General features: G+C 63.5%; 16 protein-coding genes. 5 read left to right on the forward strand and 11 right to left on the reverse strand.

What is annotated here, in order from left to right; all coding sequences use genetic code 11:
- Positions 1-38 precede the first annotated feature (38 nt).
- Positions 39-248 (forward strand): hypothetical protein, encoded by a 210-nt coding sequence (locus K6I40_RS18360; protein WP_222915208.1) that lies wholly within the window; start codon positions 39-41, stop codon positions 246-248.
- A 348-nt stretch (positions 249-596) separates the two neighbouring features.
- Positions 597-1,556, forward strand: a complete 960-nt coding sequence (locus K6I40_RS18365) for an AEC family transporter (RefSeq protein WP_222915210.1) — start codon at positions 597-599, stop codon at positions 1,554-1,556.
- Positions 1,557-2,063: 507 nt separating this feature from the next.
- Here K6I40_RS18365 and K6I40_RS18370 read toward each other — a convergent pair.
- The 6 genes from K6I40_RS18370 to rpl18a all read right to left on the reverse strand — a co-directional run bounded on the left by K6I40_RS18370 (position 2,064) and on the right by rpl18a (position 8,814).
- The gene (locus tag K6I40_RS18370) at positions 2,064-3,680 is read right to left on the reverse strand and encodes a Coenzyme F420 hydrogenase/dehydrogenase, beta subunit C-terminal domain (RefSeq protein WP_222915212.1); all 1,617 of its coding nucleotides are present in this window, start codon (positions 3,678-3,680) and stop codon (positions 2,064-2,066) included.
- Positions 3,670-5,370, reverse strand: a complete 1,701-nt coding sequence (locus K6I40_RS18375) for a ferredoxin--nitrite reductase (RefSeq protein ID WP_222915214.1) — start codon at positions 5,368-5,370, stop codon at positions 3,670-3,672. The genes K6I40_RS18370 and K6I40_RS18375 overlap by 11 nt, the downstream gene beginning before the upstream one ends.
- 454 nt (positions 5,371-5,824) lie before the next feature.
- Entirely contained in the window at positions 5,825-6,406 is a 582-nt protein-coding gene (locus K6I40_RS18380) for a hypothetical protein (RefSeq protein WP_255681724.1), read from the reverse strand.
- A gap of 80 nt (positions 6,407-6,486) precedes the next feature.
- A complete protein-coding gene (gene ftsY / locus K6I40_RS18385; RefSeq protein ID WP_222915216.1) occupies positions 6,487-8,151 on the reverse strand; it encodes a signal recognition particle-docking protein FtsY in 1,665 nt (554 codons plus the stop codon).
- 28 nt (positions 8,152-8,179) lie between these two features.
- Entirely contained in the window at positions 8,180-8,641 is a 462-nt protein-coding gene (gene pfdA, locus K6I40_RS18390; protein ID WP_222915218.1) for a prefoldin subunit alpha, read from the reverse strand.
- A complete protein-coding gene (gene rpl18a / locus K6I40_RS18395; protein ID WP_222915219.1) occupies positions 8,641-8,814 on the reverse strand; it encodes a 50S ribosomal protein L18Ae in 174 nt (57 codons plus the stop codon). The genes pfdA and rpl18a overlap by 1 nt, the downstream gene beginning before the upstream one ends.
- Before the next feature lie 151 nt (positions 8,815-8,965).
- Here rpl18a and K6I40_RS18400 point away from each other — a divergent pair, with 151 nt between their 5' ends.
- Positions 8,966-9,277: an ASCH domain-containing protein gene (locus K6I40_RS18400; protein WP_222915222.1), complete on the forward strand. Its 312-nt coding sequence runs from the start codon at positions 8,966-8,968 to the stop codon at positions 9,275-9,277.
- A 495-nt stretch (positions 9,278-9,772) separates the two neighbouring features.
- On the opposite strand, the gene K6I40_RS18405 is transcribed toward K6I40_RS18400, so the two are convergent.
- The 5 genes from K6I40_RS18405 to thpR all read right to left on the reverse strand — a co-directional run bounded on the left by K6I40_RS18405 (position 9,773) and on the right by thpR (position 12,713).
- Positions 9,773-10,438: a translation initiation factor IF-6 gene (locus K6I40_RS18405; protein WP_222915223.1), complete on the reverse strand. Its 666-nt coding sequence runs from the start codon at positions 10,436-10,438 to the stop codon at positions 9,773-9,775.
- 2 nt (positions 10,439-10,440) lie between these two features.
- Positions 10,441-10,719: a 50S ribosomal protein L31e gene (locus K6I40_RS18410; RefSeq protein ID WP_222915226.1), complete on the reverse strand. Its 279-nt coding sequence runs from the start codon at positions 10,717-10,719 to the stop codon at positions 10,441-10,443.
- 2 nt (positions 10,720-10,721) lie between these two features.
- Positions 10,722-10,874 (reverse strand): 50S ribosomal protein L39e, encoded by a 153-nt coding sequence (locus tag K6I40_RS18415; protein ID WP_004267621.1) that lies wholly within the window; start codon positions 10,872-10,874, stop codon positions 10,722-10,724.
- A 125-nt stretch (positions 10,875-10,999) separates the two neighbouring features.
- On the reverse strand, positions 11,000-11,974 hold the full coding sequence (locus K6I40_RS18420) for a hypothetical protein (protein ID WP_222915229.1): 975 nt from the start codon (positions 11,972-11,974) through the stop codon (positions 11,000-11,002).
- 124 nt (positions 11,975-12,098) lie between these two features.
- On the reverse strand, positions 12,099-12,713 hold the full coding sequence (gene thpR / locus K6I40_RS18425) for an RNA 2',3'-cyclic phosphodiesterase (protein ID WP_222915233.1): 615 nt from the start codon (positions 12,711-12,713) through the stop codon (positions 12,099-12,101).
- Positions 12,714-12,845: 132 nt separating this feature from the next.
- Here thpR and K6I40_RS18430 point away from each other — a divergent pair, with 132 nt between their 5' ends.
- Positions 12,846-14,471 (forward strand): FAD-dependent oxidoreductase, encoded by a 1,626-nt coding sequence (locus K6I40_RS18430; protein WP_222915235.1) that lies wholly within the window; start codon positions 12,846-12,848, stop codon positions 14,469-14,471.
- Between the two features lie 91 nt (positions 14,472-14,562).
- Positions 14,563-15,546, forward strand: coding sequence for a tetratricopeptide repeat protein (locus K6I40_RS18435; RefSeq protein WP_222915238.1), 984 nt, complete (start codon positions 14,563-14,565; stop codon positions 15,544-15,546).
- The last annotated feature ends 3 nt before the right edge of the window (positions 15,547-15,549 follow it).

Genomic DNA, 15,549 nt, shown 5'->3' on the forward strand with positions numbered 1-15,549 from the left:
TAGGGGAGTTGAGAGTTAGCATATAGCACGGGAGACCAATGTCCATCGAGAACGAACCGTTCCGAGAGATTCCCACGTGTTCACGGTGTGACATCGAGATGGAGCATCGAGGGAGCGGCGTCGAGAAAACCGTCCCGCTCATCGGAAGTGAGGTTGAGTACCAACAGTTCGGCTGTCCGGAGTGTGGACAGGGAGCTCGGTTCGAACGGCGGGAGCAGGACGAGGACTGGTCGCGCGCCGGTGTCTGAAGAACGGGGACCACGTGGCCGCAGACCACTCCACAGTGGTGATCAGGCCGGTCTCAACGCCGACAGTTGCGACCACGTGAAGACGCCCCCAGCCGTGCGTCTCGGTTCGAGTTCACGAACATCCGTAGCCGTGAGACGCACATCTGTAGTTGCAATAAACGAGTACAGGCGCGTGCTGAACGGAGGGTCGCCCCAATCATTTACCGAGATTTCCAGCCGCAGTTCGCTCTAATCGCAAGCCCCATATCAGGAGTAGGGAGTATCACGCTGCGAATGCAGCACGCAATCGTCGCCCGGCAGCTAGCTCTCTCGAGTCGCCCGACTCACCGCGAGGTCGAACACTGACTGATGGCAGACCTTGTCAGTATTTTCGGCTCTGCGGTCGGCCCGATCATCGCCATTGCGGGAGTTGGCTACGTGCTGGCGACCGTCAAGGAAATCGATCCGGAGCCGTTGAACACGGCCGTCGTCTACGTGCTGGCACCCGCACTGGTCTTCCACAGCCTCGCCGTCACGAAACTCGAGGCGGCGACGCTCTTGCGGGTGACGGTCGGCATCGCTATCTTCACTGCAGTGATGTGGGGGATCGCTGAACTCGCTGGCCGCGCCGTCGGCGAACGCGAACCTGCCCTGAGCGCGCTGATACTGGTCGCGATCTTCTGTAACTCGGGGAACCTCGGCATTCCCGTCTCCGACTTCGCGTTCGGCGAGGTTGGCCGCCAGACAGCCGTCCTCTTCCTCTCAGTCCAGTCCGTGCTGATGTACACCATCGGCGTCTACGTCGCCTCCAGAAGCAGCGGCTCCGCCGGCCTCGAGGGCGTCCGCCGGGTGTTCTACATCCCGTTGGCCTACGCCGTCATCGCGGCGCTGCTCGCACGGGCGCTGGACCTCGTCCCGCCCGCGGATGCGGCAGCGATGGAGACACTCCAGCTCGTCGGTGACGCCTCGATCCCGCTCATGCTGCTCATCCTCGGGGTCCAGCTCGCACGAGCTGACACCGCCTCGGCAGTTTCGCGCGCCTGGCCCGCGACGGCGCTCAAGATGGGCCTCGCCCCCGTCGTCGGCCTCGGGGTTGCACTCCTCGTCGGCTTCGAGAATCCCACTGTTGCGCGCGTGTTCGTCCTCGAGACCGCGATGCCGGCCGCCGTGACGCCGCTAATCCTCGTCATCGAGTTCGCCGGCAGCGCCCGGACGGAAGGAGTACTCGTCTCCGAGTACGTCTCGACCTGCGTGTTCCTGACGACGCTGCTCGCGATACCAGTGTTGACCGCCCTGATCGCAGTCTTGCAGTCCGGCGTCGTGATCTGAGCGGTGGCTGCAACCACTTGTCATCAGCGCAAACGGGAAATCGTCCGCCCGTTCGTTCGGATGGTACCGCAGCACACGTCGATCGAGACGTCAAAATTGGGGGTGAGACCACACTCGCGGGATCGCCGTACACGAAGTGCCGAACGTGACGGGGATTCTGGGAGCTCATTCACACAGATGGTCCCGCGAGTGTGGTCGTTGTTACCACATTCCGACATAAATAACTGCCCTGAAACATAATCGAACAGACTAATCGAGAACCGTGATGCGAGCCCTACCTATCTGCGACGACAGGCAAAACCACTGCAGTTCACTCCCCGTTCACTGGCTGACATGGTCGATACTCGTTGAGGAATGGCCGACGTCCGAAACTATAGTAGCCGCTGAAAGTCACTGCACACCTGATCGAATGACAGCTGTGCGATCAGTGTGTGACTCGTTTCAGTGGCTACTATAACGGAGAACAAACGCGGCAACGGAACGCGGCGGCGTCGAGAGTGACTCCGATCAGTGACCCTGGTCGTGGGGGTTCAGCGCGGTGCCGTAGTTCTCGGCGTGGTCGGTGTACTCGATGAACCGCGGCGCATCGGGGTCGAAGGGACGATCGAGGCTCTCGAATGCCTTCTTCTTGTCCCAGCCCTGAAGCTTGCCGACTGCGGACTTGTCCTCGAGATCGTGGTAGTCGAGGTTCGGCTCGGTCATCTCCCAGGCTTTCATCCCCTGGTCGGTCCGGATGATGACGCTCGAGTACTCGTCGCTCGAGCCGACGGAGCCGACGGTGATGTCCGAACAGAAGCCCGTGAAGTCGGCACACTCGTCACAGCCCTTGAGCGCGGCGTCGTGGAAGTTCTCGATGTCCTCCTCGACGATCATCTCTCCCTCGTGGTCGTAGACCATCATCTTGCCGTTGAGAACGTCCATCTTACCGATCTCCGACGGCGAGATGCCGCGTTGCTCCTCTAACTGCTCGCCCATGAGGCTGTGGTAGTTAAAGTTCTTCGTACACATCAGCGCGATCGTATAGTCGACCGCGCGGATGCCCTCGTTCTGGGCCTGATAGTCCCACTCGAAGTCCTGTAGGGCGCGGATGCCCTCGATCTCACACGGCGTCCCGACAATCGCGATACTGAGCTCGTCCCAGGACTTGTCGGGGAGCTTGTGCTCCCACTGTTCGAGGTCGAGGTTGCCAAGCGCCATCGTCTGGTTGTAGACGGTGCCGGCATTTGCGACGAGCTCCTCGGTCGTCGTTGCGAGGTAGCTCTCGGCCTTCCACTCTTGTTCTTCGCTCTCCGTTGCGACGAGCGCGCCGTCGATTTCGCCCTCCTCGAGCAGCGTCGAGAGGACGCCGGTGACGACGCCGCCGTCTTGGGCCTCGTCGGTCCAGTCGTCCTCGACCTTCGCGGAGAACTCCGTGATCGGGTCGCCTGCGCCCTTGACGTTGTCGTCGCCGCCGGTGATCTTCCACTGGCGCTCGTAGCGCATGCCGCCGCGGGGACAGAAGTCCCAACACAGCGAACAGCCCGTACACATCTTGACGAGTTCCGGCTCCCCGTCGTCGCCGATCCCGATCGAATCCGATGGGCAGGCAGCCACACAGGTCCCACACTGGATACAGCGGTCCTCGTCGATGACGGCCTCGTCCAGTTCCATGAACCAGGTCTTCTCATCCGGCGTCTCGATATCGTTCATCTGCGACCGGATCGAGTACTCCGGCGTGTCCAGATCGACGCCATCCGGAATCCCGACGCGCGTGTCGGGTGAGTCGTCGTAGACGTCCTGACTGACGTCCTCGGCGGGCTCGGTGAACTCGAGGTCACCGAGTTCGCCCATCTCGTCGACGTTGGCGACGCCGGCTCCATCGGTGGCGACGGGCTGATCCGCCGTCGTTTCGTCCTGCGTCTTCTCGCCGCAGGTACAGGTGTTCGGCGAGCAACTATCGCCGCTCGCGTCGTCGGCACCATTGCCACCGTCAGTACGAATTGCGCCCTCTCGAGCGTGGTCCGTATTCTCTCGAGAGCGGGATGCGCCGCTGTCGGCGTTGGGGACGATGACGGCATCGTCATCGTCGTCCGATTCGGGGACATGTGGGAATCGGCGCTCGGTGTCCTCGCCGTTAGTCCCCATGGGCAACACCTCGTGCAACCGGTGCGTCTGCCCCTTGCATGATCTGGCGGAGCCGCTCGTTGTCGATACCGCGACACCACTCGTAGAACTTCTCGCCGTCGGCTCGATCCGCGGAATAGGCGTCGAACAGCTGCTCTAAGGCCGGTATCACGGAATCGGCGGGCACAGCGCTCTCGACCCAATCGAGGAACTCGTTGTCGGCACCCAGCGAGCCGCCGAGACCGAAGTCCATCCCTTCGACGATGTTGTCGCCCTCGGCGTTGGTACTGTTCTCGTCCTCGAGTTTGACGGTCTCGCCGCGGAAGCCGATGTCGGCGATCTGGGGCTGGGCACAGGAGGCCGAGCAGCCGGACATATGCATCCGGATAGCCTCGATGTCGTCGGGCACGTCGATGCGGTCGTCGAGTTGGCGGGCCCAGCGCTTGGTGCGCTTCTTGGTTTCGATGATCGCGTAGTTACAGAACTCGTTGCCCGTACAGCCGACCGCGCCGCGGGAGAACGGACCCGGATCGGGGCTGTACTCCTGAGCGAACGGCTCCGCGAGGAGGTCATCGACGTTCTCCTCGGGGATATGGGTGATGAGGAAGTTCTGGTCGGTTGCGAGGCGCACGGAGGCGTCCTCGGTCCCGTACTTCTCGGCGGCGCGGGCGGCCGCGGCGAACTCGTCACCGCCCATGCGGCCGGCGATGACGTTGAAGCCGACGTAGTTGAGCCCGTCCTGCTTCTGATTGTGAACGCCGACGTGGTCGCCCTGGTAGCCGACAGTCAGGTTCTCGCCGCCGGTGGGCAGGTCGAGGGTACAGCGGTCGCGGACGGCCTCCTCGAACTTCTCGGGGCCCATCTGCTCGACGAGATACCGCATGCGGCAGACACCGCGGTTGTTGCGGTCACCCAGTTCCTTGAACGTCTGGGCGACGGCACGGCAGAACTCGACGGTGTCTTCGGGATTGATGAAGACGTCGAGCTCCGAACCCATCCGCGGGCCGTCGGAGAGACCGCCGCCGACGCGAGCGTGGAACCCGTAGAGATATTCGCCATCGATCTCCTTCTTCGCGGGGACGAGACCGACGTCGTTGATCTGGGACTGTGCGCAGTCGTGGGCACAGCCGGTGATCGTGATCTTAAACTTCCGCGGGAGGTTGGCGTACTCGCGGTTCTCGGTAAAGAAGTCCGAGACGGCCTCGATAACCGGTTGTGCGTTGAAACACTCGTGGTCGTCGAGTCCGGCCGCGGGGCAGCCGAGGACGTTCCGGGCGGAGTCACCGCAGCCCTGAACAGTCGTTAGGCCGACCTCGTCGTAGCGCTCCCACATCTCGGGCACGTCTTCGACGCGGATCCAGTGTTTCTGGATGTCCTGTCGAGTCGTGATATCGAGGTAGGCGTCGCCCCAAAGTTCGTTCTGTTCCTCGCCGCCGTACTCCTCGGGGGCGACTGCGAGGTCGTCGGTGACCTCGCCGATCACTTCGGCCTGCTCGGGCGTGAGTTTCCCGCCCGGGACTTTGGTCCGGATCATGAAGTAGCCCTCCTGCTTCTGGGCGTACATGCCGGCCCACTTCAGTCGCTCCCACTCGCCGCCGCCGGCGCGTGCTTCAATCTCGTCGAAGGAGAGGTCCTCCTCGGCGTAGTCGTAGACATCGTCGACGACGTCGAGGGGGTGTTTCTCCTGTTTGTGTTGTTCGACTGTATTCACGCGAACCACCTCGTCGTTCGTGCGAAAGCAGAAGTACCTATGCTTTCGGTATCCCGAGTATTCGTTCGAAGGACCATTGTTTAGCGGGTAATACCACCCCACACCTATACACCCCCGTAACTCGGCGAATCATGACGTGGATCGTTTTCACCGGTAAGTATTGCCCCTCGGCCAGCAACTGGCGACAGTATCAGCCCGAAACCGGCGACAGCACGCCGAAACGCGCCACCCGGCGTCGATAGCTGCGGCGACCGCGTCGGTGATAGCGGCAATCGTCCCCGGTACCGTGTAACCGCCAGAACGCGTCACGATCCTAACCGATCGACGGGGGATCGACGGGGAGTCCACAGCGGACGCGGCCATCCTCGAGCACACCTCGACCGATGACGATTTACGACCGGTCAGTCGAAGCAGGCAACGAGCGTTCCCTGCGTCCGCGGATCGGGATCGAACGTCAACTCCTCGGCGACGCCGTCGTACTGCGCTCGGAGAAAGAACCGGGCGTCGCGATAGTAGACGACACGGACGTCCCACTCGGTGCGGTGGTTCGTGGTCGACTGGCGTGTCCCCTCGTCACGTTGTAGCGGATCGCCACCAGGACGGCATCCCCGTCTGCGGTCGAGTCGATCGGTACCGTCCGATACGCCGTCCGGTGAAGGTCGAAGACCCGTGCCATGGACCCGTACTGGACGAGAAACGCGTTCCGTTGATATGCCCGCTCGAACTCGGTGACGTATCGGCTTGCACCGTACATCGCCGGCGATCGTGAGCCGTCCGCCGGACTGTGATCCTCGCTGGCGTTTGCCTCCGACGGCAGCGTTGGATACTCCAGCGGCTCGAGCGCCGCCTCGTCGTCCGACGAGTCGGGCTCAGGACGGTCGACATCGCTGCAGTCGTACCGATCCGCGGGAACGGTTCCGGACTCGAGTGACGCCCCAGTCGCGCGACTCGAGTTGTACTCGAACCCGCCCGTTGCGAGCGCTGCAGTCGCTGCTATCGACGCGAGAACCGTTCGTCGAGAGCGAGGGGGGGTCATACAGTAACATCTCAGACGAACAATAAGTGTCTTCTGAAATAGCGGACCGATGACGTGATGACGGTCGCGCAACGGAGCGCTTATTCGTCGTCGGCCAGCAGCCGGTCGACCATCTCGTCGGGATCAAACCGCTCTAAGTCGTCGTACCCCTGTCCGACACCGAGGAACAGGATCGGCTTTCCAGTGACGTGGGCGACCGAGATCGCCGCACCGCCGTTGGAGTCGGCGTCGGCTTTCGTCAGAATGGCTCCGTCAATCTCGGCGGCCTCGTTGAACTCGCGGCCGCGATTGACCGCATCCTGGCCGGCGACGGCTTCGTCGACGAACAGCGTCATGTCGGGATCGACGACGCGACCGATCTTTTCGAGTTGGTCCATCAGCCCCTCGTCAGTGTGGAGTCGTCCCGCCGTATCGCCTAGTACGACGTCGATGTCGTTAGCCTCGGCGTACTCGACGGCGTCGTACAGCACCGCCGCGGGATCGCCGCCCTGCTCGTGGCTGATACACTTCGTATCTAGGGCGTCGGCGTGCTCCTGAATCTGCTCGTTGGCTCCGGCGCGGTAGGTATCGCCGTTGGCCATCACCGATGAGTACCCTCGTTCCTCGAAGTAGCGGCTCATCTTAGCGATCGAGGTGGTCTTCCCGACGCCGTTGACGCCGGTGAAGATGATGGTGACCGGCTTGTCCTCGACGGCGATGCGCTCGTCGAAGTCAAACTGCCCGACGCTGATCACGTCGTAGATCGCATTGTACAGTGCCTCCTCGACGACCTCGCCGGTCGAGGTCGTGAAGGTCCGCGTCTCGCCGACCAGTTCGTCGCGGATATTGTCGAGGATTTCCTCGGCGACGCCCATCTCGACGTCGCTCGAGAGCAGCGCCATCTCGAGTTCGTGGAGCGGCCCCTCGAGGTCTTCCTCTTCGATGACGAACTTCCCCTTGACGAGGGACTTGGCCTTGGAACCGAAGCCGGTTCCGCCGTTATCGGTAGTCTCGGCTTCCTCGTCTTCTTCGACGGCTGGTTCTTCGTCGACTGCCGCTGCATCGGCCGACTCTTCGCCGATGACTGCCGAATCGGCTGGCTCCTCGTCGACGGTCGCTGTATCGGCCGACTCCCCAGCAGGAGTCGCTTCGTCGGCCGGTTTGTCGTCGGGGGCCGTCTCATCTGATTCCGGTTCGGAGTCGTCGGACGATCCCGTAATGAGTGACCTGGCCCTGGCACCGAACCCGGTCCGCTCGCCGTCATCGGCGTCATCTTCCTCGTCGTCGTCGGCTTCTTCCTCGTCTTCGGCGGCTTCTTCGCCCTCGTCGATGGCCGCTGTATCGGCCGGCTCCTCGTCGGGAACCGGTTCGTCAGAGACTGAATCAGAGTCGTCGGACTCGAGGGAAGCAGAGTCGTTGGACTCGAGGAAATCGGGGTCGGAATCGGTCGCCGGCTCTTGGCCGGCGGACTCGGCCGCGTCTGCAGTGGCGGACTCGGTCGTTTCCCCCGGCTCCGATCTCGCGTCCGGCGCTCCTTTTGTGTCCGGCTCCACCGCAGCAGACGCTGGGGCTGCCGTCTCAGCCGTCTCGGCGTCCGCCGTTTCGGGGGTAGTATCGGTGGCTTCCGCGTCCGTCGACTCCGCCGGCGCTGCGTCCTGGTCGACCGCCTCGAGATCCTCTTCGTCGACCTCCTCGACGTTCTCTTCGGCGGCCTCTTCGGCGTCTTTCCGGAAGCTACCGAGCTTGTCCTTCAGGTTGTCGAACATGGGTATCGATAGGAGTCCCTACGCCGAGTTATTCGTCGGGCTGACCCTGGCCCATTCCCTCCATCCCCTGTCCCTGCATCTGCTGTTGCATCGCCTGCTGTTGGAGCTGCTGGGCCTGCTGTTCGAGTTCGTCGCTTTCGGTCTCGAGTTCGGCGATCTCCTCGTTGAGATCGTCGATCTGGTCGTCGAGGTGCTCTTTCTTGTTCTCGAGAGCGTCGACGGCGTCGCCCTCCTCGAACTCTGCGGCGTAGTCGGCACCGAGGTCGACGATGACTTCGTCGATGTCCTCGATGGTCGTTCGAAGATACGCACCGCCGCCGAGGGGCATCTGCACGGTCGAGTCCGTCTCGAGCGTGTCGAGGGCCTCGATTGCCTCGTCGGCCTCGGTCTTCTCCTGCTGGACGGCCTCGACGTTCGTCCGAAGGGACTCGATCTGTTCTTCGATCTCCTGAAGCTCCTGGGATAGCTGCTGTAGTTGCTGTTGGCTCATTATTGGGATACCTCCTCAAGTTCGATTTCGCTACGTTTCAGCCCGTGCTGGCTTCCGAGCTGGGTGTAGGTGTGTTCGCGAGCGACGTTCTCGTTCTCGGCGTCGATGGTCGTCTCGAACTCCGCGAAGCCGTCGCGGCTCTTGAACCGACCACTGACCGTAAATTGACTCATACCCATTCCTCCGGCAGGCAGTCGGAAGAATCTTCCCTTCCCATTCGAGCGGCCACATCGGTCACGAGAGGTCGGGAGGCGCGTCTCGACCGACGATCTCCCGACGAGCGGAGGGTCAACGATTTTACCGCACGGGACCGAATCCGCGATCATGAGCGAACGCGATCCTAGCGAGCTACTGCCCAGTGAGCGGATGCAGACTCAGGCCCTCGAGGGCGAGGTCACCCAGATCCACCGCGGCCATCAGTACGCCGACGAAGGGGACACGTTCACGATCGACGGGACGACCTTCGAAGTGACCGACGTCCGCGAGCGGACGCTCGGAGAGCTGACCGACGAGGACGCACGAGCCGAAGGGATGGACGACCTCGAGGGGTATCGACGCATGCTCGAGCGCGCCCACGAGAATTTCGAGTGGGACGACGACAGCGACGTCGTGTTACATCGGTTCGAGCGTCAGTGAGGCCCGGTCGAACCCTCAGTCCTCGAGCTTCGGGAGTTGCTGCTGCCCGTCGCGCGCAACCGGAGCGACCGAAGCGGATGAGCGAGAACGCGAGGCCGAGATTGCCCACGGCGAGCGATACGCCGCGAGCAAGTACCAGATGATTCCGGCGCAAGAAGACCAATCGCAGCGAGTGATAGTCCCATCGTGGCGAACGTGGCCGCGTAGATGGCACCCAACACCATTTTGGGAACGCTCGTCACGAGGGGATTCACGCGTTTCGTCCCGGAATAGGGGTGCGAGAAAGACGACTGAGAGCAAATCGCCAGTAATGAAGACCACACCTTGTCAGACCATATATAGGGTACTCGGTATCGAGTAAATGGATATATCGGACAGAGAGTGTCTCAGAAAGGGTTTCACGCAGTCTGGGGTGAGCGAACGGCGTCGGTCGCAGTCGCTCGAGGAGAAGATGGGGTGCGCAGAGAACCGAAATTGGGTCTCGGATCGGCCGCGTCAGTCGAGATAGCCGAGCGCGTCCTCGATCCGGCCCAGTTCGGGCCCGGTCGTATCCTTGCCGACGACGTAGCCGGCCTCGTTAGCGATCAGACCGGAGCCGACTAGCGGCGCGCCGTAGTTGACCGTGCCGACGTCGGCACGGACGTCCAGGGCGTCCTCAAGGATATCGAGCTCCTCGTCGGTCGCCTTGGGGTGACAGAGCACGCCGGTGTTGGTCGCCACTGCGGCAGTGCCGACCGTCCGGACGCCCGCAAGATCGCCGCGTTCGACGGGGACCTCGAGCGTGTCTTTGACGATCTGGATCGCCTCGCGGGGCAGGTCCGGATGGACATAGGCCCCGTAATCGTTCGCGAGCACGACATTGCCGGCAGCGTTAATACTGCCCGGCAGTTCGGCGACGGGCACGTCGACTTCCTCCTCGAGGAGCTCGCGTTCGTACTCCAGGACGCGAGCGCTGACGAGCAGGCCGTTTTCGTTACCGGTCGCTAGCGCACCGACCGTTGAGGAGCCGCCGACGGTCGTCTGGATGACGGGCACCTCGAGTTCGTCTGTCAGGTCAGCAGCAACGTCGTCGTCGACGTCGTGGCGAACGAGAACGCACGAGTCGGTCGCACGGGCGAAGACGCCGACGTAGGCCGACCCGGCGAAGGCGAGACGTTGCAAGTTTAGTCAGCGACCTCGGCTTCGACGACGGCTTCACCCTCTTCGTCGAAGCGGGCTGCGCGAACGCGCAGCTTTCGCGGCGGGTTCGAGCGGCCGTTCGACCAGACTTCCTCGTTGATCGAGGGATCGAGTCGGATGGCCTCCTCGTCGACTGCGAAGTGTTTCGCGAGGTGTTCGCGGACCAGTCGCATCGCGTAGTCGGCGGCCTCGTGGTTGGCTCCCTTCTTGACATCGCGCAGCGGAACGGTGACGACGCGTTCCTCGAAATCACTTGCACTCATCGTTACTCGTCAGTGTCGTTACGCCGCCAGTTGCGTCGCTTGGGGTTGCGCTGGACTTCCATGTCAGTCTTCATCATGACCCAGGCCGGCACGCGGCTGTTCTGGTTCTCGAGTTTGGCAAGTCGCTTCTTCTTGCCCTTCGATTTCTTACCCATAGTAGCCGGACGTAGCCCGTGCTGGCTTAAATCTTGTCCATCTTGCAGGGGCAGCGGGCCGGAACGGCGACCGATCGCGACAAATCTCCGGCGTGATCGCGATCGAATCGTCCACGAGAGGGGTATCAGGAGTCGAACCGCCACTCGAGAAAGCGCGTCACTCCCTCGCACGTGGTGTCGCTGAGTTCGGTCGTGTAGGTCCAGTTTTCGATGCCGTCAGTGCCGTCGTGGCGGGAGAAACGGCTCTTCTCACAGCAGCCGGTACCGTGAAATCGGGTCCCGCCGCCGATCCGGTCAGGACCGGCGTAGGCCGTCGCGATCGGCGAGATCTCCAGCGTGTTTTCGCCCGTCCGAACGGCCGTCCCGAGTTCGTGATCGCAGTACGCCTCCCCGATCGATTCGACGATATCGTGCGGGAGAAACGTGTGGATCGTCTCGTGGATCGCCATGTTCCGCGTCACCGCCCGCGAGTCCCAGACCTCCGTCGCGCCAACATTGGCGACTGTCTGTGCGTCACCGCTGCCGCCGTCATCGGTCTCGCCGGTAACCGAGTTCGGTGCCAGCGTCCCGCCGTAGCCGACGCGGTAATTCAGGGGCGACCAGCGCAACAGGACGTGGCAGGTCCGACCGGTGAGCGCGGTCCGCTTTCGCAACTGTTCGCGAAATCGACCGAGGAGAGCCTCGAGCGACGGGAGCACTGCGTCGGCCGAAAGCGGCGTCGCCGAGGGCGGAAATCGAATCGGAGCACCGCGTTCGACGCGGACCTCGAGGGCCTCGAGCCGGGAGCGCTCGCGGGCGTAGGCAAGCACCTGCTCGAACGCGCCCTCGATGGCCGCCGACGCATCGCGGAGGGGTGTCGGCCAGTCGCGTCGCAGTTCGCCGAGCCCGTACCGAAGCCGGGCTTGAAACGGAACGGCACCGGGATAGACCCGGACGTGAACGGGCGCGTCGGGGCCACGGTCGGCTGCCATCGTGGTCTTCGATGCGCCACTCGAGGAGGCGAGTGCTGCACCGCCAAGTGCTGCGAGCGCCTCGCGGCGAGTGACGCGCCACCGGCCGCTCGTGTGGTCTGACGGCTGATCGTCGAGCCCGGATACCATCGTCTCGCGTTCGATACGGGGGACCGTCCCTTGAGACCTAGTTCTGTATTTCCTGACTATATCCGGATGAGATGGTCTAATCGCTTGTTTCGAGGACAGCTGTTTCGGACGTACTCGAGGCACGTCACTCGAGCGGGAACGACTCGACCGTCGAGTAAACTGGTCCCGCGTCCGTGAGGGTGCTCTCGGTCAGGCGAACCGCCTCGACGCGGGTTTCGCCGACGGTCGGGTCGCGTTCCCGAACGAGGTTCTGGACCAGTTCCTTTCCGCCAGCATGTTCCATCCGCGCGAGCGTGACGTGCGGGGTAAAGTCGTGATCCTCGGCGTCGAACCCCATCGCAGTCGTGCGGTCCTCAATCGCTTCGTGAAGACGGGTGAGTTCCTCGCCGCCCGCCTCGACGCCCAGCCAGACGACGCTGATGTAGTCGAGGTTCGGGAAGACTCCCAATCCGCCGTAGCGGACCGTGAAGGGGTCGACATCGGCGTCGTCGACCGCGGCTGACAGTTCCCGCTCGAGGGTAGGCAGTCGGTCCTCGTCGACGTCATCAGAATCGCTTTGCGGTTCTGATTGGCTCGAAAGAGCAAAGCTCTTTCGAACGTCACCGAGGAACTTCATCGTGATGTGAGCCTGTTCCGGATCCGTGACGTTGAGCCCGCTCGCCTCGGCGAGTTCGTCTTGCAGGTCGGCGACCGGCTCGGTGAGGTCGTCGGGGAGGTCGACGCTGACGAACAGTCGCATAGTCGAATCCTCGCGGGCGGCGTACTCAATACTGACGGGGGATAGGGGCAGTTCCAGCACCGACCGGTGCCCGTCTCGAGGGGTTCGTGGTTAGGGACACCGGTTATCTGGATTGGACTCTCAAGAACGCTAATGACCGACGTAGCCGTACTCGGTGGCGGAATTGGCGGCCTCTCCGCGGCGCAGGAACTCGCCGAACGCGGGTTCGCGGTGACCGTCTTCGAGGCGAACGACCGCTTTGGCGGGAAGGCCCGATCGATGCCGATCGCGGACGAGCCGGCGGCATTGCACGGCGAACACGGCTTTCGGTTCTTCCCGGCGTTCTACCGGCACGTCGTCGACACGATGGAGCGGATTCCGGACAGCGGCGGGACCGTCGCCGACAACCTCGTCGAGACCGAGGCGACGCTCATCGCGAGTACCACGGAGTCAGAACGGATCGCCGAGACGAGCACGCCTGACTCGATGCGCGGCTGGCTCGAGGCGCTGCGGCCGGCCTTCGCTGAGGACCTGCCCGCCGAGGACGTTCGCTTCCTGCTCGAGCGACTGCTCTACCTGCTGACCGCCTGTGAGAAGCGACGCGAGGGCGAACTCGACGATGTCTCTTGGTGGGAGTTCATCGACGCTGAGAACCGCTCCCAGGAGTTTCGAGACCGGCTCGCATATGCTACCCAGGCGCTCGTCGCGCTCCGGCCGCAGGTCGGCAGCGCCCGGACGGTCGGCACCATCTACCTGCAGTTGCTGTTCGGCCAACTCGATCCGACCGAACCGACCGAGCGAATCCTGAACGCGCCGACGAACGAGGCCTGGATCAATCCGTGGGTTCGCCACCTCGAGACGCTCGGCGTGGAGTTCCGGCCGAACACCCCCGCGCGCCACCTCGCGTTCGACGGGCGGCGCGTCACCCGTGTCGAACTGGCCGACGGCCGGACGATCGCGGCCGACGAGTTCGTACTGGCCGTTCCAGTGGAGGTCGCCCCCGAGTTCGTTACGCCCGAACTGCGCCGGGCCGCGCCGGAGTTGGGTCGGATTGAGCGCCTCGAGACGGCCTGGATGAACGGGATTCAGTTCTACCTCACCGAGGACGTCGAACTGACTCGCGGCCATCAAGTCTACGCCGACGCTCCATGGGCACTGACCTCGATCTCACAGCGCCAGTTTTGGACCGAGTACGACCTCGAGGGGCGCGGCCCCGACGCGGTCGCGGGCGTCCTCTCGGTGATCGCGTCCGACTGGGATACGCCGGGGATTGTCCACGAAAAACCCGCCAGAGCGTGTACGCGCGAGGAGATCGCCGAGGAGATCTGGGCGCAGTTGAAAGGCCACCTGAACGGGTCCGACGAACGGGTACGGGACGAGATGCTCGTCGACTGGTTCCTCGATCCGTCGATCGTCGAAACGGATGCTGGAGTCGAGAACCACTCGCCGCTGTTGATCAACACCGTGGGGTCGCTTCGGAACCGGCCGCCGGCCGACGTCGGCGTTCGGAACCTCACGCTGGCGAGCGATTACGTGCGAACGAATTCGGACCTGGCCTCGATGGAGTCGGCCAACGAGGCCGGCCGTCGGGCAGCGAACGCGATCCTCGATCGACACGGCGGACGGGGTCGCGCACAGATCTGGGCTCTCAGGGAACCCGCAGTGTTCGAGCCGTTCAAGCGACAGGACCGAGTCCGGTACCGGCTCGGGGTACCGCATCCAGCAGCGGTGACGCAGTCACTGCGGAGCGTTACCAGACAGCTTGGGAAACGGGTCTGAGAGCGCCGCTCCGAACCGTGCACAATGCCGCCACAACCCCGTCGATACCCGGGTCGCAGGCCTTAACAGTCGTCACCGCCAAATCGTACTAATGACTGACCGAGACGACGACCGCGACCATCACTTCTCTGAGGGAGAGGGCTTTGGCGATCCCTACGAGGAGTTCGATCTGGACCCGCCAGAACTCGGCGTCGACCCGTCGAAGGTCGACCCCGTCGACTCCCGCGTCGTCACCGACACGCTCGACCAGCATAACATCGATCAGGACGACGTCGATGCGAGCGAACTGCTCGACGTTGGCCTGAACTACATGCAGATCAACCGCTACGAGCAGGCCACCGAGGCCTTCGATCGGACGTCTCACTTCGCCGAAGACGACAAGCTCGAGCAGGAGGCATGGGTGAACAAGGGCGTTGCCCACGGCGAACTCGAGGAGTGGGACAAGGCGATCGGTGCCCACCGCGAGGCCCTGCGAATCGACGACGAGAGCGAGCACGCCGCCACTGCCGAGACGAACCTCGCCTACGCCCTCTGGGAGTTCGGCCAGACGAGCGAGGCCTTAGAACACGCCGAGCGTGCCATCGAGATCGACGAGCGATTCGCTGCAGGCTGGTTCAACCGCGCGTTCTTCCTCTCGGAGCGCGGGCTATCCGAGGAGGCACTCAACTGCGTCGACAACGCGATCCGCCTCGGTCTGCGCAACGCGAAAGTACTCGAGACGAAGGCCGAGATCCTCGAGGAACTCGGCGAGTTCGATCAGGCCGAGGAGATCGCCGACGAAGCGAACCAGATGCGCGAGGAAGCCGAACAGGAGATGATGGACGACCGCGAGGAGATGTACGGTCAGGGTGCGGGCGGCGGCGGCGGTGCTGGCGCTGGCGGCGGTCCGGGAGCCGGCCGCGGTGGTGCCGGAGCTGGCCGCGGCGGTGCCGGTGCCGGACTCGGCGGTCGCGGCGCGAACCGCCAGTCGCCACCCCAGCGACAGGGAGACATCGGACTGGACGACCTCGGCGTCGCCGATCTCGGCGTCGAAGACGACGAGGAGGAAGACGACCGCGAGTGGGAACTCGAGTGATCG

It is taken from the genome of Natrinema sp. SYSU A 869, assembly GCF_019879105.1.
Lineage (GTDB): Archaea > Halobacteriota > Halobacteria > Halobacteriales > Natrialbaceae > Natrinema.